18 protein-coding genes are annotated in these 21,047 nt (G+C 69.9%); 4 read left to right on the forward strand and 14 right to left on the reverse strand.

Going from position 1 to position 21,047, the window contains the following annotated elements; all coding sequences use genetic code 11:
* Nucleotides 1–66 precede the first annotated feature (66 nt).
* From IF02_RS0106010 to IF02_RS33000, 12 genes are all read right to left on the reverse strand, one after another.
* Nucleotides 67–1,119, reverse strand: a complete 1,053-nt coding sequence (locus IF02_RS0106010; protein ID WP_030154208.1) for a cytochrome d ubiquinol oxidase subunit II — start codon at nucleotides 1,117–1,119, stop codon at nucleotides 67–69.
* A complete protein-coding gene (locus tag IF02_RS0106015) occupies nucleotides 1,119–2,603 on the reverse strand; it encodes a cytochrome ubiquinol oxidase subunit I (protein ID WP_030154209.1) in 1,485 nt (494 codons plus the stop codon). Before IF02_RS0106015 ends, IF02_RS0106010 begins: the two co-directional genes overlap by 1 nt.
* A 39-nt stretch (nucleotides 2,604–2,642) precedes the next feature.
* The gene (locus IF02_RS0106020) at nucleotides 2,643–3,437 is read right to left on the reverse strand and encodes an SDR family oxidoreductase (protein ID WP_051695890.1); all 795 of its coding nucleotides are present in this window, start codon (nucleotides 3,435–3,437) and stop codon (nucleotides 2,643–2,645) included.
* Between the two features lie 204 nt (nucleotides 3,438–3,641).
* A complete protein-coding gene (locus tag IF02_RS0106025; protein WP_030154211.1) occupies nucleotides 3,642–5,222 on the reverse strand; it encodes a GMC oxidoreductase in 1,581 nt (526 codons plus the stop codon).
* A gap of 152 nt (nucleotides 5,223–5,374) precedes the next feature.
* Nucleotides 5,375–6,298 (reverse strand): cyclase family protein, encoded by a 924-nt coding sequence (locus tag IF02_RS0106030; RefSeq protein ID WP_030154212.1) that lies wholly within the window; start codon nucleotides 6,296–6,298, stop codon nucleotides 5,375–5,377.
* A 38-nt stretch (nucleotides 6,299–6,336) separates the two neighbouring features.
* Nucleotides 6,337–7,890 carry a gluconokinase, GntK/IdnK-type gene (locus IF02_RS33510; protein WP_078621900.1) on the reverse strand — a complete coding sequence of 518 codons (1,554 nt, stop codon included), beginning with the start codon at nucleotides 7,888–7,890 and terminating at the stop codon, nucleotides 6,337–6,339.
* A 17-nt stretch (nucleotides 7,891–7,907) separates the two neighbouring features.
* Nucleotides 7,908–9,296 carry a chloride channel protein gene (locus tag IF02_RS0106040; protein ID WP_051695857.1) on the reverse strand — a complete coding sequence of 463 codons (1,389 nt, stop codon included), beginning with the start codon at nucleotides 9,294–9,296 and terminating at the stop codon, nucleotides 7,908–7,910.
* Between the two features lie 34 nt (nucleotides 9,297–9,330).
* Nucleotides 9,331–9,630 carry an SHOCT domain-containing protein gene (locus IF02_RS0106045; protein WP_030154215.1) on the reverse strand — a complete coding sequence of 100 codons (300 nt, stop codon included), beginning with the start codon at nucleotides 9,628–9,630 and terminating at the stop codon, nucleotides 9,331–9,333.
* Between the two features lie 63 nt (nucleotides 9,631–9,693).
* Complete coding sequence (locus IF02_RS0106050; RefSeq protein WP_030154216.1) at nucleotides 9,694–10,131, reverse strand: DUF6325 family protein; 438 nt, start codon at nucleotides 10,129–10,131, stop codon at nucleotides 9,694–9,696.
* Nucleotides 10,132–10,346: 215 nt separating this feature from the next.
* Entirely contained in the window at nucleotides 10,347–10,673 is a 327-nt protein-coding gene (locus IF02_RS0106055; protein WP_030154217.1) for a hypothetical protein, read from the reverse strand.
* Nucleotides 10,674–10,759: 86 nt separating this feature from the next.
* Nucleotides 10,760–11,287 carry an SRPBCC family protein gene (locus tag IF02_RS0106060; RefSeq protein WP_199809177.1) on the reverse strand — a complete coding sequence of 176 codons (528 nt, stop codon included), beginning with the start codon at nucleotides 11,285–11,287 and terminating at the stop codon, nucleotides 10,760–10,762.
* Complete coding sequence (locus IF02_RS33000) at nucleotides 11,284–12,108, reverse strand: acetoacetate decarboxylase family protein (protein ID WP_030154219.1); 825 nt, start codon at nucleotides 12,106–12,108, stop codon at nucleotides 11,284–11,286. The genes IF02_RS0106060 and IF02_RS33000 overlap by 4 nt, the downstream gene beginning before the upstream one ends.
* A gap of 435 nt (nucleotides 12,109–12,543) precedes the next feature.
* On the opposite strand from IF02_RS33000, the gene IF02_RS0106070 reads away from it, so the two are divergent.
* The 4 genes from IF02_RS0106070 (at nucleotide 12,544) to IF02_RS33005 (ending at nucleotide 18,307) form a co-directional block, all read left to right on the forward strand.
* A complete protein-coding gene (locus IF02_RS0106070) occupies nucleotides 12,544–14,895 on the forward strand; it encodes an arylsulfatase (protein WP_030154220.1) in 2,352 nt (783 codons plus the stop codon).
* Between the two features lie 73 nt (nucleotides 14,896–14,968).
* Nucleotides 14,969–15,430, forward strand: a complete 462-nt coding sequence (locus tag IF02_RS0106075) for a DUF6325 family protein (RefSeq protein ID WP_199809178.1) — start codon at nucleotides 14,969–14,971, stop codon at nucleotides 15,428–15,430.
* 290 nt (nucleotides 15,431–15,720) lie between these two features.
* A complete protein-coding gene (locus IF02_RS0106080; RefSeq protein ID WP_030154222.1) occupies nucleotides 15,721–17,106 on the forward strand; it encodes an MFS transporter in 1,386 nt (461 codons plus the stop codon).
* Between the two features lie 34 nt (nucleotides 17,107–17,140).
* Complete coding sequence (locus IF02_RS33005; RefSeq protein ID WP_051695858.1) at nucleotides 17,141–18,307, forward strand: copper resistance D family protein; 1,167 nt, start codon at nucleotides 17,141–17,143, stop codon at nucleotides 18,305–18,307.
* Nucleotides 18,308–18,565: 258 nt separating this feature from the next.
* Here the strand turns inward: IF02_RS33005 and IF02_RS0106090 are convergent, their stop codons facing one another.
* Together IF02_RS0106090 and IF02_RS0106095 are read right to left on the reverse strand one after the other, a co-directional pair.
* Complete coding sequence (locus IF02_RS0106090) at nucleotides 18,566–19,972, reverse strand: MATE family efflux transporter (protein ID WP_030154224.1); 1,407 nt, start codon at nucleotides 19,970–19,972, stop codon at nucleotides 18,566–18,568.
* 4 nt (nucleotides 19,973–19,976) lie between these two features.
* Nucleotides 19,977–21,005: a cysteine synthase family protein gene (locus IF02_RS0106095; RefSeq protein WP_030154225.1), complete on the reverse strand. Its 1,029-nt coding sequence runs from the start codon at nucleotides 21,003–21,005 to the stop codon at nucleotides 19,977–19,979.
* Between the last annotated feature and the right edge of the window lie 42 nt (nucleotides 21,006–21,047).

Raw genomic sequence — 21,047 nt, forward strand, 5'->3', positions numbered from 1 at the left:
TTCCGGCGGCCGCGTTCCCGGCAGTGGGCGGGAACGCGGCAGCGGGGACGGCGCGGCGCCGCGAGCTCAGTCGCCGTCGACCACGTCACCCCTCGTGGGGCCGGACCGCCGCAGGTCGGATTCGGTGAGGGGTTCCAGCTCACCGTGGGTGTCCATCCAGTAGAGGAAGAAGACGGCCGGGGCGACGAGCAGCACGGCGACGAGGCTGACCACCGACAGCCAGACCAGCGTCTGGGAATCGCCCGCGGCGTCCGCCACCGTCAGGGACGTGGGGATGAGGTAGGGGCGCTGTGCGAGCCCCCAGGCGAAGACGGCCGCGGCCACGATGCCGACGGCGCTGAAGCGGGCCCAGTGCGTCTGCCCCCGCAGCACGAGCAGTCCCGTGGCCGCGAAGAACACCGCGGACACGATCACGAGGGCGAGCCCCGCACCGTGGGTCAGTCCGTGCCAGACGTAGGGGGCGTCGCCGTGGGTGACCAGGAGCACGCCCACGGCCAACAGGGCGACCGCGACGAGACCCCCGAGGGCGCGGATCCGGAAATAGCCGACCAGGTCGGGCGCGTCGAAGCGCGCGGCGTCGGCGGTCAGGAACACGGCGCCGAGGAGTGCGGTCGCGGCGACGGTGAGCAGCCCGAACAGCAGGGACGTGGGGTTGGCCCACGCGTCCGCCGAGGCCTCCGTACCCGGCGCGACCCGGCCGGAGGCGACGCCGCCGACGGCCGCCCCGAGGAAGAACGGGGTGAGCAGGGAGGCGATCGCGAACACGGCCCCGTAGAGGCGCCGCCGGGCGAGCCGACGGCTGGGTTTGCGCAGGGCGAACCCGGCGCCGCGCAGGACCATGCCGAGGGCGGCCAGCGCCAGGGGGAGCCACATCGCGGTGAACACCGTCTCGAACAGCACGGGGAACCCGGTCCACATGAGGATGAAGACGAAGATCAGCCAGACGTTGTTGACCTCCCACACGGGCGCCATGGCGTGGTCGATCAGCCATCTGGGGCGTTTGCCGCGCTCGGCTCCGCCGGCCGTCAGGTCCCAGAAGCCCGCCCCGTAGTCGGTCCCGCCGGCGCAGGCGTACGCGGCCACGGCCAGCAGCATCACGAAAGCGACGAGGTCGGCCATCACGTACCGCCTCCCCCGGACGGGGTGGAGCCGCCGTCTCCCGAGGACGGGACGTCACCGGCCGGGACGGCAGGGCGCGGACCGTAGGGGGTGACCGCCTCGGGTGCTTCCCCCGGCCGCCCGTCCGCCTGCTCGTCGGCCAGGCGCCAGCGGTCGCGCAGCTTCAGCAGCACCACGAGGAACGCCCCGAAGACGGCCACGTACACCACGACCACCAGCCCGAACATGATCCAGAGGGTGGTGGAGCGGGTCGAGGTGACGGCCTCCGCGACGCGCATGTTCTGGTAGACGATCCAGGGCTGGCGCCCCACCTCGGTCGTGATCCAGCCGCATTCGACGGCGACGACGGAGCCGACGCCGGCGCAGGCCGCGCTGCGGTAGAACCACTTGGAGCGGGGCAGCCGGCGACGGCGCAGCCAGACCAGGCCGTACCAGAGGGCGAGGAGCAGGAGCAGGCTTCCGATCACGACCATGATGTCGAAGGCCCAGTGGGCGATCGTGGCCTGCGTGGCGTTCGGGCGGTCACTCGCCGGTACGGAGGTCAGCCCGGTCACCTTGGTGTCCGGGCTGAACCCGGCCAGGATGGAGTCGAGCTGGGGGACCTTGATACCGCCGGAGACCGTGCCGTCCGGATGGAGCCGGCCGAACAGGTACTCCGGGACGTGGGTGTCGGTTTCCCAGACGATCTCCATCGCCGCGAACTTCACGGGCTGTTTCTGGAACACCTGCCGGGCGATCGAGTCCCCCAGCATGAACTGCACCGGAGTGGCCACCGCGGCGAGGGTGAAGGGGACCGTGAAGCCGAGCCGGTGGTAGCGGTCCCGGCGGCCGCGCAGCCACCCGACGGCGTACACGCCCGCGACGACGTAGCCCGCCGTCACCAGCATCGCCACCACGAAGTGCCAGTACTGGGGCCCGAACATCGGGGTGAAGATGGCCTTCCAGACGTTCACGTCGACCGGGTTGCCCTGGGCGTCGAGCGTGAACCCCTGGGGGGTGTTCATCCACGAGTTGGCGGCCAGGATGCCGAAGGCCCCCAGGAGCGCCGTGGCCGGCAGCGGCAGCCCGAGCAGGAAGTGGGTGCGGGGCTTCAGCCTGCGCCAGCCGTACAGGTAGATGGCGATGAGCACCGCTTCGAGGAAGAACGCCCAGGCCTCGACACCGAACCCGATGCCGAAGACATCCCCCCACTTGCCCATCAGCCCCGGCCAGAGCAGGCCGAACTCGAACGACAGCACGGTTCCGGTGACGACGCCGATCGCGAACTGCACCGCCATCACGGCCGACCAGCGCCGGGCCAGCAGCAGGGCCGTGGCGTCGTTCTTGCGCAGGCCGCGGTAGTGCATGACGAGGGTGATGAGCGGCAGCGCCACTCCCATCGGCACGAGGATGATGTGGGAGGCGAGGGTGAACGCCATGAGCTCCCTGGCCGGGAGCATTTGGGCGGGGGCGTCCGCCGCCAGCAGATGGAGCGTGGTGTGCATACGTTCCTTCGGCGCTCGGGATGACAGGTCGCAGGTCGCTCAGCCGCCGGTGGCGAAGCCGGGGAAGAGGGTCATCCCGCCGTCCACGTAGAGCGTGGTGCCCACGACGTAGTCCATGAGGTCGGAGGCGAGGGCCACGGCCGCGTGGGCGATGTCCTCGGGGTCGCCGATGCGCACGTACGGGATCAGCTTGAGCAGATCCTCCCGGGCCTGTGGCGTCTCCCACGCGCTCCGGTTGATCGGGGTCTTGATGGCTCCGGGAGCGATCGCGTTCACCCGGATCTTCCTGGGCGCGAGTTCCTGGGCCAGGGTCGCCATCATCATCTGCACGCCCCCCTTGGAGGAGGCGTAGTTCACGTGCCCGGCCCAGGGAATGATCTGGTGGACGGAGCTCATGCAGATGATCTTTCCGGCCGCCCGGGACACCTCCGGGACGACGCCGCGCCGCAGGAACTCCTTCGTCGCCTCCCGCGCGCAGAGGAACTGGCCGGTGAGGTTGACGTCCAGCACCTTCTGCCACTGGGCGAGCGTCATCTCCTCGAAGGGGGCGTCGCGCTGCAGTCCGGCGTTGGCGACCAGGATGTCGATCGTGCCGAACTCCTGGACCATCCGGTCCATCATGGCCACGACCTGGTCCTCCTGGGACACGTCCGCCTCGTACGCGGCGGCGCGCACGCCGAACGAGGCGATCTCCTCGACCACCTTCTCGGCATCTTCCTTGCCCGCCACGTAGTTCACGACCACATCGGCGCCGGCCCGGCCCAGGCCGATGGCCGTGGCCTTTCCGATCCCGCTGTTGGCGCCGGTGACCAGTGCTTTCTGACCTTTGAGCAGGTGGGCGGGGATCACTCCCCGCGGTACACCCTCGGTGGAACTCACGATCGACTGCCTCCTCGAATGCCCGGTCCGGTCCGCCGGACCGCGGCCCGGCAGGGCCCGACGCCACCAAAGCACCCCTCGGGGGAATCGGCGTCCCGGGCGAGGCGGTCTTGGGCCACGCGGCCGAGCATCGACGCCCGGTCGGAGGAACCTGCGGGGTCAGCTCAGCCGTTCCACCAGGTGGTCGCCCACCCGCAGGGCGTTCGCGATCGCCGTGAGGGACGGATTGACCGCGCCGATGCTCGGGAAGAAGCTCGTGTCGACGACGTACAGGTTGTCGAGGTCGTGGGCCTTGCAGTTCACGTCCAGGGCGGAGGTGGCCGGGTCGTCGCCGAACCGTACGGTGCCGGCCTGGTGCGCCGTGGCGCCGATCGGCATCCCCTTGTGGAGGTAGATGCTGCGCGACAGGAGATGGTGCTCGTGCATCCCCAGACGGCCGAGCATGCCCTGGAGCTTGTGCCGCAGGCGTTTCAGCCCCTCGATGTTGTTCTTTTCGTCGAGCACGAGACGGATGGTGCCGTCGCCGTCGACGGTGACCCGGTTGTCGGGGAGCGGAAGGTCCTCGCCGCACAGCCAGAAGTCGACCGCGTGGTGGGCCATGACCTCGAAGGGCATGTCGGGGGTCACGGCGCCCGCCCAGCGCGGCGCCTGCCCGTGGATCTGGTCGGCGTCCGACTTGCCGAGCATCTGGATGCCGCCCAACGGGTAGTCCCAGTCGTCGGCGCCGAGGTACCAGTCGTGCAGGGCCAGGGTCTTCTGGAACTTCGTGCCGTTGGGCTCCTTCGAAATGGCCATCAGGGCAAGGTTGTTGTGTCGCATGTAGTGCCGGCCGACCACGCCGGAGCTGTTGGCCAGCCCGCCGGGGTGGCGGTCGTTTGCCGAGGCCAGGAGCAGCACCGCCGAGTTGACCGCCCCGCAGGCGACGACCACGATGTCCGCGGAATAGGGGGTCTCGACCCCGTCCTCGCTCCGGGTCACGACCGTGCTGACGCTGCGTCCGGTCGGGTCGGTCTCCAGCCGGACCACCCGGGCATTGGTGATCATCTCGACGTTCGGGTGCCGCAGGGCGGGCTCCACGCAGATCACCTGGGCGTCCGATTTGGCGCGCACCAGGCAGGGGAAACCGTCCACGCGGTCACAGCGGATGCAGACGCTGGAGCTGGTCGCCCGCCCGTTCTCGTCCTGGCTCAGGTCGACGCCGATGGGCAGGTGGAACGGGTGCAGGCCCTGCTTCTCCAGGTCGTCGCTCAGCTGCTGGATCCGCGGCTCGTGTTCGACCGGCGGATAGGCGTACTGGGCGCTGTACGGACCCTCCCACGGGTCCTCCCCGTGGCGTCCGTGCACCTTGTACAGGTGCTCGGCCTCGGTGTAGTACGGCTCCAGGTCCTCGTACCGGATCGGCCAGGCCGGCGACAGCCCGTCGTGGTGGCGCAGCTCCCCGAAGTCCTCGGGCCGCAGCCGGAAGAGGGCGGCGCCGTAGAACTTGGTGTTGCCGCCGACGTAGTAGTTGACCTCGGGCGGGAACTCCTCGCCGTTCTTGTCCAGCCAGAACTCCGGGGCACGGTACTTGCCCTTCACGAACACCGCGGTGGAGTCCCAGTTGTCCCGCTCGCGGGGGAGGTAGTCACCCCGTTCGAGGATGAGTACCCGCTTTCCGGACGGGGCGAGCCGGTGGGCGAGCGTACCGCCGCCGGCGCCGGTGCCGATGATGACGACGTCGTAGTGCGGGGTGTCGCCCACGGCGACCACCGTCCTTGCGCTCGCGGGCCCGCTCTGTCACCGGGTCCTCTCTCTGCGCGCCGCCGAGACACGGCAGCCACCCCACCCCTTCGAACGTATCCCTCCTTCCCGGGTACGGCGACCGCACGAAGGCCGTACGAAGCGCCGGGCCGTCACAGGACGGCGATCGGGTTGACGGGCGAGCCGGTGGCCGACGGAAGCCTGAGCGGCGCCACCATGCACAGGAAGGACCACCGGCCCGCGCGGGCGCACGCCCGGGTCAGCTCCTCGAACTGCAGGTAGTCCATCAGGTGCAGCCCTATGGCGTGCACCGCCAGCACGTGCACGGGAAAGCCGACGCCGTCCACCGCGCTGGGGGCCGTGTCGTTGTTGCCGTCCGAGCCCAGCGCGGCGACCTGCCGGTCGGCCAGGAACCGTACGGCTTCGGGATGGAGGCCGGCCCGGGCCCGCGCGGCGTTCCACGCCCCGCGCTCCTCGCGCCGGGGGCGGTGCCCCACCCGTACGAACAGCACGTCCCCCGGCCCGACCCGGACCCCCTGGGCCGCCTCCGCCGCCGTGAGGTCGGCGGCGGTCACGTGCTCCCCGGGCTCCAGCCAGGGCACGCCCCGCAGCCGCGGAACGTCCAGGAGCACGCCACGGCCGACGATGCCGTCCCGGACGACCTCGACGGTGAGCGCACCGGCGCCCTCGGACGTCACGCTGCTCGCCGGCACGCCGTTGTAGAGCTCGCCGTCGAACAGCACGTGGCACAGCGCGTCGAGGTGGCTGTCCGCGTCCCCGTGCACGTTCATCGCGAACCGGTCGCGTGCGAAGTGCAGCCCGTCGCCGCCGGTCTCACCGGTCTCACCGGCCGCGGGCGCGATCATCCGGTGGCGTGCCGGGTCGGGATTGTCCGGGCCGGGCAGGGTTTCGATGGGCGCGGCCAGGGAGACCGTACGTCCGGAGCGGACCTCTGAGGCGGCGGCCACGACCCGCTCGGGCGTCAAGTGGCCGAGCGCACCGCGCCGGTCATCGGGGGCGCGCGGGCTGCGCTCGCGCAGCTCCTCGTACAGCGCGCGGAAGGCGTCGCCGGTCATGCGCTGCGGCCTCGACGGCCCTGGCCCGGTGTCCGGGGTCACCAGGACCCCCACGGGGCCAGGACCCACCGGAAGACGTGGCTGTCGCCCGGTTGCAGGACGGTGAGCGCCGTGCCGCTGCGGAAGGCGTCGGCCGGGCAGGACATCGGCTCGACGGCGACACCGCGCCGGCGCCGCCCGGGCTCCGGCAGCGTGTCCCCGGTGTACACCTGCACGTACCGGATGCCCTCGACGAGGCGTACGTCGATGCCGTGACGCCCCGACGGGTGCGCGAGCCGCACCGTGCAGTGGCCGGCGGGGTCCCGGTCGAGGCCCGTGTACGCGGTGTCCAGCTGCTCCTCGCCGATGGGCCGGGCGGTGCGGAAGTCGTAGGCGGTGCCCTCGACCGGCTCCTCGCCGATCGGCAGGCCGTGTGCGTCGGTGCTGAGCCGGCGGCCGGCCGGCACGGTCAGCAGCGCGGTGTCCACCAGGTCGGTGCCCACGGTCAGATAGGGGTGCTGGCCCACCCCGTAGGGCGCGGCGGTGTCTCCCGGGTTGGTGGAGGTGACGGTGGTTTCGAGGCCCTCCGGGCCCAGCCGGTACTCGGCGCGGACCTCCAGCCGGTAGGGATATCCCGGCTGCGGGAAGAGGGTGGTGCCCACCGTGACCGCGTCCTCGCTGCGGGCGAGCAGCCGCCACGGAACCCACCTCAGGAGGCCGTGGATGGCGTTGTCGTTCTCCGGTTCGGTCAGCGGGAGTTGCAGGTCCTCGGTCCCGAACCGGTAGCGCCCGCCGCCCACCCGGTTCGGCCAGGGCACGAGGAGCTGCCCGCGACCGCCGGTGATCGGCTCGTCGGCGGCGAATCCGTCGAGGAGCGGCCGCCCGGCCACCTCGTAGTGGCGCAGAGCACCGCCCAACTCGACCACCACCGCCTCGTGCGTGCCGTGGCGCAGCCGCCACTGTTCTCCTGATGCCGTGGGGGGCATGTGCGGCTCCTCGGTGTCCGTGCCGGTGGCGGTGGCAGTGGCGGTGTCCGTGCCGGAGCCGGTGCCCGTGCCGGAGCCGGCGCCGAGCAGTGCGACGACGGCCGTGACCACGGCTTCCGGGGGCTGGTCGACGTCCACGACGCAGGCGTGTTCGTCGGGCTCCGGCTCCTGGAGATCGGCGAACTGGCTTTCCAGCAGCTGTGCGGGGAAGAAGTGGCCGTGCCTGGACTGCAGCCGGGACCGGATGAGTTGCCGTGAGCCGTGCAGGTGCACCAGCCGTACTTCGGGCCGTCCCGCGGCCAGTTGGTCCCGGTAGGCGCGCTTGAGCGCGGAGCAGGCGATGACGGCGGGATCCCGCGCTGCGATCCGCCGGTCGATCCATGCCGCGACCGCAGCCAGCCATGGGCGTCTGTCCTCGTCGGACAGGGCCTCGCCGGCCGCCATCCGGGCCCGGTTCGCCGGTGTGTGGAAATCGTCCGCGTCCTGGTAGGCCCAGCCGAGCCGGTCGGCCAGCAGCAGGCCCACCGTGGACTTCCCCGACCCCGCCACGCCGGTCACGAGCACCACGGACGCGGGCGCTCCCGCCGCGCTGGCTTGCGGCTCGGCCCTCGCGTGGTGACGCGCCATACGGCCTCCTTCGCGCACTACGAACGGACCCGTCCGGCGGTCGGCGGCTCCGCGGGCGCGGCCGCGGGCACACCCGGACCGCGCGGCAGCAACTGGGTCGTCACGAAGGCCACGACGGCCGCCAGGATCACCACGGGGGTCATGGCGACGCTGCCGAGCACGAGGACGACGAGCACGATGCTGCTCACCGGCAGCCGCAAGGCACTGGTCGTCGCGGCCGCCATGCCCGCGCCCATGGCCGGTACGACCCCCAGGCCCGGCAGGGGCGCGAGCAGCACACCCACCACGGCACCCAGGAACAGCGACGGGAACACGGGGCCGCCCCGCAGACTGCCCAGGCACAGGGCATAGGCGGCGCTGGTGCAGAGCAGCACCGCGATCAGGGCCCCGACCCCCCATTGGTGCGGATCGGCGGCCAGCTCGCCCAGCGTGTGCTGGCCGGAGGACGCCACGTCCGCGGGCGACCGGCCGGTGGTGAGCGCGTACACGGCGGAGCAGACGCCGGCTGCCAGGGCGCACAGGGTGGTACGGGCGACGGTGTGCTTCGCGACGAACCGCGCGGTCAGCCGCCCGCCTTCCATGATCAGATGGACGAGGACGCCGATGGCCACGGCCATCAGCACCGCCCAGAGCACGTCCCCGACATCGAACTGGGGCAAGGGCACGCCCAACTTCACGGAGAGGGTGGGCGCCTCGAAACCGGTCCAGCGGCCGATGCCGGTGAACACGAGTGCGCCCACTCCGCTCGACAGCAGCGCGGGCAACATGACCGCGAAGAGCTGTGGCCCGCCCACCCCGGCCACCTCGATGAGGATCACCGCCGCGACCAGCGGGCTCCCGAAGATCACCGCGACCGCCGCCGCCGCCCCCGCCGCGCCCAGGAGCGCCGTGCTCTGGGGGGTCGCCGGCACCCGCGCCAGATCCCTGAAGAGCAGGGCCAAACCGCCGCCGAGGGCGATCAACGGGGCCTCCGGACCGAGCGTGGCGCCCAGGGGAAGGCTGAGCAGCGCGGCGAGGATCACGCCGGGCAGGGCTCCGGGCGAGATGCCGCCCGTGTGGAGTCCCGAGGCGGGGACGTGGCCGCCCGTGCCGGGCAGACGGGTGACCACGAGCCCGACGGTCGTACCGGCCACGAGCAGCAACGGCAACGGCCACCACCACGGCGGGACGCTCCACCCCAGAGCCTGCGGCAAGCCGCCCCACATCAGGTGCTCCAGCTCGTGGAGTGCGACCAGGAACCAGAACGCGACCAGCGACACCGGAATACCGATCAGGGCGCAGAACACGAGCGCCTTGAAGTAGCCGGGACTGCGCAGCAGTTCACCCAGCCGGTCCGCCTCTTCGGGCTGTGTCGCCGCGGAAGGCCCTGCCGGGGCCGGGGCCGGGCGTGGATCCGACGCCGTCATGGGGTGTGTCCCGTCTCGGGTCCGGACGTCCGCGTCAACCGAGGAGTTTGGCCTTCTCGGCCGCGAACTCCTCGTCGGTCAGCAGACCTTGGGCCTTCAGGTCGCCCAGTTGCTTGAGCTGCTCGATCTTGGTGCTCATGTCGTCGGCGGGGGCTGCGGCGGGCGCCGCGGCAGGCGCCGGCTCCGGGGCGGGCGGGGGCTGCTGGGGTTCCTGTTGCTGTTCGTTCTGCTGTGCCCATCGGCCCGCCTGCCGCCGCGAGACGCGGTTCGACACCGCGGTGGCGGTTCCGGCCACCACGGCCGTACGGGCGACGCCACGAAGGAGTCCAGGCATGTGCGTTCATCTCCCAGGGGTGTACGGGTGGGCCGAACCGACCGGATGGCGCGGCCCGGGTCTTCAAGCCGCCGCCTCGCCCGCCTCGAGCGAGGCCAGCAGGGCCTGGACGGGGATGCGGCCGCTCGCCACCAGCTGGGCGCCGCCGCGGCGCAGGGCCCGGGCGAAGGGGGCGGCCCACACGTTCTCGTACACGAGGATCGCGGCGGAGTTGCCGGGCTCCAGCGCCGCCCCTGCCTCGTCGAAGTCGCCCTGGTCCAGCAGTCCGGACGACGCACCTTCGAAGACGGTCAGTTCGGGCTCGTCCCCGAAATCCGTGAGTTCGACGGCGACGACCGAGCCGTCGCTGTCCTTCCGGACGAACTTCAGGTCCAGGATGCGGATGAGGCCGCGATCGACGAGGTCGACGAGCAGGGGCAGGCCCTCGCCCGTCATGCGGTTGCCCCGGAACTCGACGATCAGGTAGTCGACGGGACCCATGTCTTCGATGTCTACGCTCATGGCCACTCCTGACGAGCGGATTGGAGTCTGGGCCGTGCCCGCAGCCCCTGGTCCAGGGGTGCACGCCACGACACACGGCGACGGACGGCCCGCCACAGCCATTGCAACATCCAGCCGGAGCCCGCGCACTTCCGGACTCCTCCCCCGGGACCCTCCGCCGTCGGCCTGGTCGTCGGGTTCCCGGAGCAGCCGGCCCGCCGCCGTAACGCCGTGTCTCAGCCGTCCCCGTCCGACAGCCAGCGCAGTTCGATCTCGAGCCATTGGCTTTCGTGACGCCACGTGTCCAGGACCGCCACCATCCGGCGGCTCACCGCGTCGGCGGTGAGGGAACGCCACCGGCAGCCCGTGAGGAACTCGACGAGCAGACCGATCCGCTCGTCGTGGCGGGGCACCGGTACCCGGTCCGTCGCCTCGGGGTGGTCCATCGCGGCGAGCGCGCGGCGGCTGACCATTTCGGGGGTGAGCTTTCGCCACTCGTACGGGCCGAGGGCGTTGGCCACCGCGCACACGCGGGTGTCCGTCAGGGATGCCGGGCGCAGCATGCGGGCCCTCCGCGGGATCAGAGGATCAAAGGGGGTGAATTTCGCAGATCGTACGCCGGCGCTCCGGCTCCTCGCTGTGTCGCCGCTCACAGCGCGCTGTGGACGTGCGCGCGTACGGCGCTCAGGGCGCGGCGCTGGACCAGCCTGATGACCGGACCACTGACCCATAGCAGTGGGGTGACCAGGGAGGTCGGCTGGATCGCCATCGTCCAGGTGAGGCGTGAGCCGGAGGGTGTGGGCTCGATGGTCCAGTCCTCCGCCGCGTGGCGCAGCCCGGGACGGGATGCCTCGTAGACGCTGAAGGTGTACCGATGGCCTTCGTCCCAGCGGAAGAAGCGCTCCCGTGCGGTGAAGCATTTCAGCAAGGTGACATCGCGTACCGTGCCGACACCGAATGGGCGGGGTGAATTCCACTTCAGGCCGGTGAATGCCCACACCCAGTGGACCAGCTGTTCGCCGGTCAGGATTTCCCACATCCGATCGGCCGGCGCCGTGGTCTCCACGGAGTGTTCGTAGCGGAAGGGCGCAGATGCGAGGAAGCCGTCTCCGATTTCGGTGACCGGGTACCAGCGGCGGGCCATGACGTGTGTCTTCCCTGTGGTCTCACCATTCATGCAGCATTGTTCTTCTTCAGGTCTTCGAGGACCACCCACTCGTCGGATTTCGTGTACATGGAGCCTTGCAGGACGAATGCGCCCAGTACGGCATTGCACGGCAGGAGGCGGCCGATCGGGTCCTCTTCGGAAGGGTAGATCTCCATGCTGGCGGCCTCGCCGGCGTAGACGTCCGCCTGCGTGATGTGCCAGGGGGTGCCCACGAGCTGGAGCACTTCGGCTCCGGCGTGGCCGTTCGGTCCCGGCCCGACGCCCGGGAAGCGCTTCAGCGCCACCGTCGGCAGCACGTAGTCCTGGGGTTGTCCTGTCGCAGGGGGCAGCGGCAGCAGCAGGTCGTAGGGGTAGGGCAGTTCGTCCGTCCGATCGGCCGGCAGGGGTACCGAGAACAGCTTGTCGCCCTTGGTGACGCCGGAGGAGGCCAGATCGTTGAAGTTGGGATCCACGGTCTTCGTCTGGATCGAGCCGCGGGACATCTGGCTCAGGAAGAGGTTTCCGTAGTTCCGCATCGTGATCCGGGCCATCTTCTTGGGGTAGCCGCCCAGTTCTCGCCCGGCGAGCAGGGCCGCGTCGTTGTCCACGTAGATGGCGGGGACGTACCCGAAGGGGCGGCCCTGGTGGAGGACCGAGATGGAGATGATCACTTCCATGTAGGGGCCGAGGTCACACTCTCGGTACTTGGCGAACACCAGGTTCGCCGATGCCTGGTCGGGCAAAGCGGGAATCTTTATGAGTTCCAGCTCTTTCGGGATCAGTGCGGCCGCCTTTTCGGCGTCGGTGGCGAAGGCCACCGAAACGTAGTCCATGCCCTTGTATCCGGCCATTGCCCCGTCGTAGGTCTGCCCCCAGTGAGGCATCGTCTTCGTCGTGTACTCCTCCGGTGGCAGAGTACCCCTAAGCCCAGGTTCAATAGCAGGCGTATTCATATTCTTTTCCTTTGGATTGCGAAACGCCGGACCTGCGGACGGCCCAGTGGCAGCCACTCCCTGATGGAACTACCATATTCATGCTGCTGCACGCATGACAGGCGAGCAACTGGGCCTCCACGTCGGCCGCAGGGTCGAATAAGCACATCCTCGCGCGGTTTCGCGCCACTGAAATTCTGACTTCTGAGCCCCCGTAAACGGTTCACGGTTCTCCGGGTTTCCGCGAGCCGCCGATGGAGCGGGGCCCGCAACTGCGCGGGCGCCGTCGCTCCGCGCACATCGGCCCGTCTGCCGACCGGTCCAGAGGGTCGCCAGGAAGGGAGGACAAGCACGATGCCAGTGAACGAATACAAGCCGGGCAGCGCCTTCTCCGGAGTGATCGGGCGGACCACGGACGTGTCCAGCCCGGCGTGGCCCGAGCCGCCCGGGGCGGTGCCGGGATCACCCAACGTGCTGACGATCGTGCTCGACGACACGGGCTACGGACAGCTGGGCTGTTACGGGAGTCCGATGCAGACGCCCCGCCTCGACGGTCTGGCCGCGGGCGGACTGCTGTACAACAACATGCACACGACGGCACTGTGCTCGCCGTCGCGTTCGTGCATCATCACCGGTCGCAATCACCATGCCAACGCCATGGCGGCGATCACGGAGCTGGCCACCGGCTACCCGGGGTACAACGGCAACATCCCGTTCGAGAACGGGTTCCTGTCCGAGATGCTGCTGGAGCACGGGTACAACACGTACATGCTCGGCAAGTGGCACCTGATGCCCTCGGCCCAGGAGTCACCCGCCGGCCCCTACAACCGCTGGCCGCTGGGCCGCGGCTTCGAGCGGTTCTACGGTTTCCTCGGCGGCGACACCAACCAGTGGTATCCGGAGCTCGTGTACGACAACCACCAGGTCGAGCCCCCGGCCTCGCCGGAGCAGGGCTACCACTTCACCCCGGACCTGACGGACAAGGCCAAGCTCTTCATCTCCGACGCCAAGCAGGTCGCCCCCGACAAGCCGTTCTTCCTCCACTTCTGCCCCGGGGCCACCCATGCTCCGCACCACGTGCCGCGGGAATGGGCCGACCGCTACCGGGGGCAGTTCGACGACGGCTGGGACGCCTACCGCGAGGTGACGTTCGCCAACCAGAAGCGGCTCGGTGTCGTACCCGCCGACGCCGTTCTCTCACGCCACGACCCGGACGTCCCCGAATGGGAGTCCCTGTCCCCCGACGCCCGCCGGCTCGCCGCGCGCATGATGGAGGTCTTCGCCGGGTTCCTGTCCCACACCGACCACGAGATCGGGCGGCTGCTGGACTTCCTCCAGGAGATCGGCGAACTGGACAACACGCTGATCATGGTCGTCTCCGACAACGGGGCGAGCGCCGAGGGCGGCGTCACCGGGACGGCCAACGAGGCGCAGTTCTTCAACAACGCTCCCGAACCGATCGAGGAGAGCCTGAAGGCCATCGACGACCTCGGCGGTCCGACCACGTTCAACCACTACCCCTGGGGCTGGACCTGGGCGGGCAACACGCCGTTCCGGCGCTGGAAGCGGGAGACCTACCGCGGCGGCGCCAGCGACCCGTTCCTCGTCCACTGGCCCGCCGGCATCAAGGCACGGGGAGAGGTCCGCACCCAGTACGCACACCTCGTGGACATGGTCCCCACCGTGCTCGACATCCTCGGGATCGAGCCGCCGGACACCATCAAGGGCGTCACCCAGTCCCCCCTGCACGGTGTCAGCTTCGCCCACACCTTCGACAACCCGGCCGCGCCGAGCCTCCACCGCACCCAGTACTTCGAGATGCTCGGGCACCGGGCCATCGACCACGACGGCTGGCGCGCCGTGTGTCCCTGGCCGGGCCCGTCCTTCACCGAGGCGAAGCAGCCGTTCGGGACGCCCATCAGCTCGGAGAAGCTGTCCGAACTGGACGCCAACGCTTGGGAGCTGTACCACATCGACGAGGACTTCGCGGAGACCCGCGACGTCTCCTCGGAGCATCACGCCAAGACCATCGAGCTGATCTCCCTGTGGTACGTGGAGGCCGGAAAGTACGGGGTCCTGCCGATCGACGGGAGCGCGCTGGCGCGGATGGCAACGGAACGTCCGCAGATCAGCAAGGCACGGACCAGCTACACGTTCCGGCCCGGCACCCAGTCGCTGCCGCCCTCCGTCGCCCCCAGGGTGCTCAACCGTCCGCACAGCATCACCGCGGATGTGGAGATCCCCGCCGACGGCGCCGAAGGCGTACTGATGAGCCAGGGTTCGATGGCCGGCGGCTGGAGCTTCTACGTCAAGGACGGCAAGCTGACGTACGTGCACAACTACGTCTCACGGGCCCTCTACTCGGTGTCCTCGACGGATCCGGTACCCGCCGGCCGGCACGAACTGCGCTTCGAGTTCGAACCGACGGGCAAGCCCGATCTCGCCGCGGGCAAGGGCTCACCCGGGCGTGCCGAGCTCTACGTCGACCGGCAGCTGGTCGCGGTGGCCGAGTTCCCGGTGACCACCCCCGTCATGTTCAACCCGGGCGGAATGACCTGCGGCGCCAACCCGGGCCAGCCGGTGACCCCCGACTACCGGTCACCCTTCCGGTTCACCGGCCGGCTCCACACCGTGACGATCGATCTGTCGGGCGAACTCATCACCGATGCGGACAGCGAGATGCGCATGCACATGGCCCGGCAGTGAACCGTGGCGGAGGCTGAGAAGGTACCGGTGTTTCAAGACTCGACCACTCGGTTTGGACTGAGGAAGGGGACTGATGATGACTGAGGCATCCCTCGACGAACTGGGCCCCGTCGATTATCTCGTTGTCGAATTCCCGGCAGGAGCGAGCAATTTCACGGGGCAAATGGCGACAGCGCTTGCGGAATTGGTTAAATCCGGCACGATTCGCGTGATCGATGTCCTGATCCTCACCAAGGACTCGGATGGAACCGTCGAGGCGTCAGAGCTCTCCGATGTGGGCGGTCTCGGAGAGCTGGAGGTCATCGAGGCCGAGCTCGGAGAGCTCCTGGCCGAGGAGGACGTCGAGCACCTTGCGGCCGCCATGGAGCCGGGAAGCACAGCCGGAGTGCTCATCTGGGAGAACCTGTGGGCGGCACCCTTCGCATCGGCGGTGCGGCACTCGGGCGGCCAGCTGATCGCCAACGGACGCATCCCGATCCAGGCGATCATCGCCTCGATCGAGGCCGACGTAGCGAATGAGACCGTAGGAGACTGAAAATGCCACTGCGACCTGCACGTGTGGGAAGAGTAGGTGTCATCGGCGCGCCGGTGGCGAAGACCGCGGTGGTCGCCGCGGCCGTCACGCCTGGGCGCGGGGCGCCTGTCGCGAAGACCGCGGTCGTGGCCGCGGCCGTCACACCTCGGGTGGGCCGTCGTCGGCGCATCTAGCGTCGCGACTCCTCCGCATGCGCCGTACTACGGGTCGGCGCACCCTGTGAGCGTGGGGGCACGAGCGGCGCAAGGCCCCCGGCCGGCGAAGGAGGGCCTGTGAACCAAGATCCGGCCATGGCCGACCACGGTCGGTCGGCAGCACAGCGACGGGTCCTCGCCCCGCTCGCCCTCGCGCAGTTCATCTGCAGCTTCGCCGGCTCGAACATGAACGTGATGATCAACGACATCAGCGAGGACCTCGACACCACCGTGCAGGGCGTGCAGGTCGCGATCACGATCTTCCTGCTCGTCATGGCCGCGCTGATGATCCCCGGCGGCAAGCTGACCGACCGCTACGGCCGCAAGCGCTGCTTCCTGGCCGGCCTCGCCGTGTACGGGATCGGCGCCCTGCTGAGCGCCGCCGCCCCGGGCCTGGGCGTCCTGATCCTCGGCAACTCGATCCTCGAGGGTGTCGGTACGGCCCTGCTCATCCCGCCCGTGTACATCCTCACGACACTCCTCTTCACGGACATGGCCTCCCGGGCCCGCGCATTCGGGGCGATCATGGCGCTCGGCGGCATCGGCGCGGCGGCAGGGCCGTTGATCGGCGGGCTCATCACCTCATGGCTCAGCTGGAGGGCCGCCTTCGTGTTCCAGGCCCTGGTGATCGCGTTGATCATCGTGCTCAGCCGCCACATCGAGGACCCCCTGCCACCGGATCCGACGCGCCCCTTCGACACGGTCGGAGCCGTCCTCTCGGCCGCCGGCCTCGTCCTCGTCGTCATGGGCATCCTGGCCGCCGACAACAATGTCTGGCTGATGATCGGCCTGCTCGTCCTCGGCGCGCTCACCCTGCTGTGGTTCTTCCGCCACGTACGCGCCCGCGAGGCGGCGGGCGAGGAACCGCTGCTGTCCACCAGCCTGTTCCGCGACCGCACCTCCAACCTCGGCCTCGTCACCCAGAACGTCCAGTGGCTGCTGCTCATGGGGTCCTCGTTCACGGTGGCGGCCTACCTGCAGGTCGTGCGCGGCTACGACGCCGTCGAGACCGGCGTGATCTTCACCGCGGCCACCCTCGGCCTGCTCGCCACGTCCCTGGCTGCCGAGCGCCTGGCGAACCGGTGGCCCCAGCGCACGCTCATCACGGCGGGATTCGTCATCGCGGTCGCCGGAATCGTCGTCCTGATCGCCCTGGTCAACAGCTTCCCGAGCGCGTGGGCCTTCGCCCCCGGACTCCTCCTGCTCGGACTGGGCCTGGGCCTGATGCTGACCCCGTCGGTCAACGTCGTCCAATCGAGCTTCCCCGAGGAGCGGCAGGGCGAGATCTCCGGCCTGTCCCGCAGCGTGTCGAACCTCGGCTCCTCACTGGGCACGGCCGTCGCCGGCACCATCCTCGTCGCCGGACTCACCACCAGCGCCTACGCCGCCGCCATGATCACACTCGCCGCCCTGGGCCTCGTCGGCCTCGCCGCCGCGCTCCTCCTCCCCAAGCCCCGACCACGGGAGTCGACAAGAGCGTAGACGCAGAGGGAGAGATTTAGGTTAGCCTTCCCTTATGCAGCTCATACATCTGGCCGCCGCGGCCGGCTACACCACGCCTCCGCTCTGGCGCGTCCTCACCAAAGCCGGCTACTTCGTCGGCCTGTCCGGGGCCATCGGCGCCACCGTCACCTACGCGACCTCAGTACGCCCCACGCTGCGCGGCCCCGAAAGCCATAGCGGCGACGTGGCGGTCATACGCCGAAGAACGGCAGGCTATCTGGCCTGGGCCGGAGTTGTTCTCCTCGTCGCGGGCTACTTCCAGCTCGCGGCCCGCCTGGCCCGTGCCGGAAAGGGCATGCCGTTCGGCGACGCCCTCTCGCCCAGCCGAATCCGGGACTTCCTGGTCGCTCCTGCGGCCAAGGGTGCCTGGATCGCTCAGGGCACGATCTACCTGGCACAGAACGTCGTCCTGGTCATCGCCTCCGCCACGTTGATCGCGCTGTTCGTTCCGAAGGCGCGTCAGCGGCTGAACGTCCTCGCGCTGACCGCCCTGCCCCTGAGTCTCGCGGTCACGCTCATCGGGGCGGTGCCGGCCACCAAGCCGAAGGACGCGGACAAGGTTCTGGACCTCGTGTTCGGCCAGACCCACATCATCAGCGGTGTGGTCTGGGTCGGCGGCCTCGCGTTCCTCGCCGCACTCGCCGCCTCCCGCAGCCGCCTCGGCGACAGCGCGGGCCTGCTGTGGGCGGACATCTGGCGCCGCTTCTCCCTCGTCGCCCTCGTCAGCGTCGGTGCGGTCCTCACCTCCGGGCTGTGGATGAGCTGGAAGCACGTCGGCGCCATCAGCCAGCTGTGGACCACGACGTACGGGCTCTTCGTCCTCATCAAGATTCTCCTGGTCCTCGGCATGATGGCGGCCGGAGCCGTCAACCAGTTCTGGCTGATGCCGCGCATCGTCAAGGCGCGTGAGGCGGACGACACTTCCTCGCTCCTGCACCTGACCCTGCGGCACTTCCCGAAGGTGGTCTGGGGTGAGGTCGCCCTCGGGATCGCCGTTCTGGCCGTGGTCCCCTTCCTCAGCGGCTCTGCCCGTTCCGAGGCCGGCAGCCCGGCCGCCGTCTCGAGCGGCAGCATCTTCGCCGTGGGCGCACTCCTCGTCCTCACCCTGGCTGCTTCGCTGTACGTCACCGTCAAGGCGTCGGACACCCTTGCGCGGCGGGCGGCTGCCACCACAGCCTGACCCCCGATACGCACGACACCGCCGTGGCCACCACTCGAGGCCGCAATTCCCCGCCATGCACCACAACGTGGCCGCCGCGGCGGTGCAACCGTGAGGGCGGCCCCGTTCCGGGGCCGCCCTCACGGTTGTATCTCAGGCTGCACCTTCCGCATTTCGGGTCACGACGCCCTGCCCATCTCCTTCGGCAACCGGCCCGCCGCCGCCCTGGCGGACGGCGCGTACGCATCCCACGCTGGCCGGCGGTGGCGCGGCGAACCATTACGCGACGGCGGGGGCGGCGTGTGCCTGTTCGTGGCGGGTGAGGGAGCTGGAGTAGCGCCGCAGGAGGAGGACGGCGGTGGTGGCGAGGCCCGTGAGGAGGCCGAGCCAGATGCCGAGGGTGTCGAGGTTCAGGGCGTAGGCGAGGAGCCAGGAAGCGGGGAGGCCGACCGCCCAGTAGCCGATGAGGGTGATGCGGAAGCCGCTCTTGGTGTCGTCGAGGCCGCGCAGGAGGCCGACCCCGATGTTCTGGGCGCAGTCGAAGAACTGGAGGAAGGCGGTGACGATCAGGAGTTGGGTGGCGATGGTGAGGGCCTGGTCGGAGCCGGAGTCCAGGAAGGGCGCGAGGACCAGCCTGGGGATGGTCAGGTAGAGCAGTCCGACGACGGCCATGACGGCGGCGGCGCAGGCCAGGGCGGTGTTCTTGATGCGGCGGGCGTCGTCGTGGTTGCCGAGGGCGAGTTCGCGGCTGACGTTGATGGAGGCCGCGTGGGAGAGGCCGACGGCGACCTGGAAGACGATGTAGACGAGCTGGTTGACGGCGGTGTGCGCGGCGAGCGCGTCGGGGCCGAAGGAGCCTGCCATCAGGGCGGTGATGGAGAAGAAGCCGGCCTCGGAGCCGTAGGTCGCGGCGATCGGGACGCCGAGCCCGACGAGACGCTTGACGGTGGCCGCGTCGGCCTTGGTGAGGTCCAGGGTGAGGAGTGGTGCCAGCTCCTTGTCCTTCTTCGCGGAGAAGTAGAGGGCGAGGAAGGACAGCAGGTAGACGCCGGAGGTGGCGATGCCGACCCCGGTGAGGCCGAGGCGGGGCAGGCCGAAGGTGCCGTGGATCAGGATCCAGTTCAGTCCCGCGTTGACCGCGATCGAGGCGATGGTGATCTGCAGGAGGGCCTGGGGGCGACGCATGCCGACGGTGAACTGGCGGACTGCCTGGAACCACAGGCAGGGCAGCAGGCCGGGAGCGAGCGCGAAGAGCATGGTCTGGGTGAGGTCGACGACCTCCGCGTCCTGGCCCAGCCAGGTCAGGGCCTGCCCGATGAGGATCATCAGGACGGCGCCGGCGAGTCCGGCGAGCGTGGCCACGGCCATGCTCGCCCGGACTATGGAGCGGACCTCGTCCTGAGCTCTCTCCCCCGCGTTCCCGTCGCTTTCGTCGGCGGCCCGCTCGGCGAGGGCCGCCGCAGTGGCTATCTGGTTGCCGACGGAGGTGACCAGGCCGACACCCATGGTGCGGAGCTGGTTGAAGATGACGATGGCCAGGCCGCCCGCGGCCAGTTCGGTGGTCCCGAGGAAGCCCATCATCACCGTGTCGGTGGTGGTGAGTGCCACCTGCGCGAGCTGGGTGAGGATCAGCGGCACGGCGAGGACGCCGAGTGCGCGGCTGTCGCGGAGGAGAGTTTTCAGCATGGGTTTACCGGTTCCCGCGGAGTTTGGTGAGGAGCTCGTCGATGTCCCGCTCGGCCTCGGCGCTGAGGAGGTCGCGGTCCTGCATCCACTCGTCGTTGAAGACGGTGTCCATGTACTTTTCGCCGCCGTCGTTGATGAGGGCGACCATGGTTGTGCCCGGGGGCAGGGTGGGCAGCCGGGTCAGGGCTTCGTAGACGACTCCGCCGGCCGAGCCTCCGATGAGGAGTCCGGTGCGGGCGACGGCGCGGCAGGTGGCGAAGGCCTCGATGTCGCCGACCTTGACGCCTTCGTCGATGAGGTCGAAGTCGACCAGGGCGCCGATCTCCGCGCCCTCGGGGGTGCCGGTTCCGGACTGGTAGTAGTCGTGGGCAGGGCCGCCGAAGGCGATGGAGCCCTTGGGTTCGACGCCTATGACGGTGAAACCGGACATGAGAGTGGTCAGTTCCCGGCTGGTGCCGCACAGGGCGCCGCCGGTGCCGACGGCGCCGATGAGGACGTCGATCCTGCCGTCGAGGGCCTCGTGGAGCTCGTGCGCGACGGGGAAGTAGCCGACGCCGTTGGCGGGGTTGTTGTGCTGCTCGGTGAAGATGGTGTTGTCCTGGCCGCGGGCCATGTCCTCGGCCAGTTCCTCGCGGGCGGCGGTGGCGAGTTCCTCCGTGCCGTCGTCGACGACGTAGACGAGCTCGGTACCGAGGGCCTTCATGCCGCGGAGCTTGTCCACACAGGCGTGGTTGTCGACGACGGCGGTGAAGGTGTAGCCGCGTTCGGCGGCGATGACCGACAAACCCAGGCCGGTGTTGCCGGAGGTGGATTCGATGATCCGGCCGCCGGCGCGCAGTTCACCGGCCTCCTCGGCGGCGTCGATCATGGCCCTGGCCATACGGATCTTCGCGGTGCCGGTGGGGTTGAACATCTCCAGTTTCAGCAGCAGGCGGCTGCCGGTCTCGGTGGAGGCGAGCTCGAGGAGGGGGGTGTAGCCGATGAGATCGGATACGCGGGAGACCACGGCGGGGCGCTGGAGGGCTCCGGGCATCGACAGCTCCAGAAGGGTGTGGGTGGCGGCGGGGTGCGGGGG

The sequence above is a fragment of the Streptomyces sp. NRRL S-244 genome, assembly GCF_000717915.1.
Taxonomy (GTDB): Bacteria; Actinomycetota; Actinomycetes; order Streptomycetales; family Streptomycetaceae; genus Streptomyces.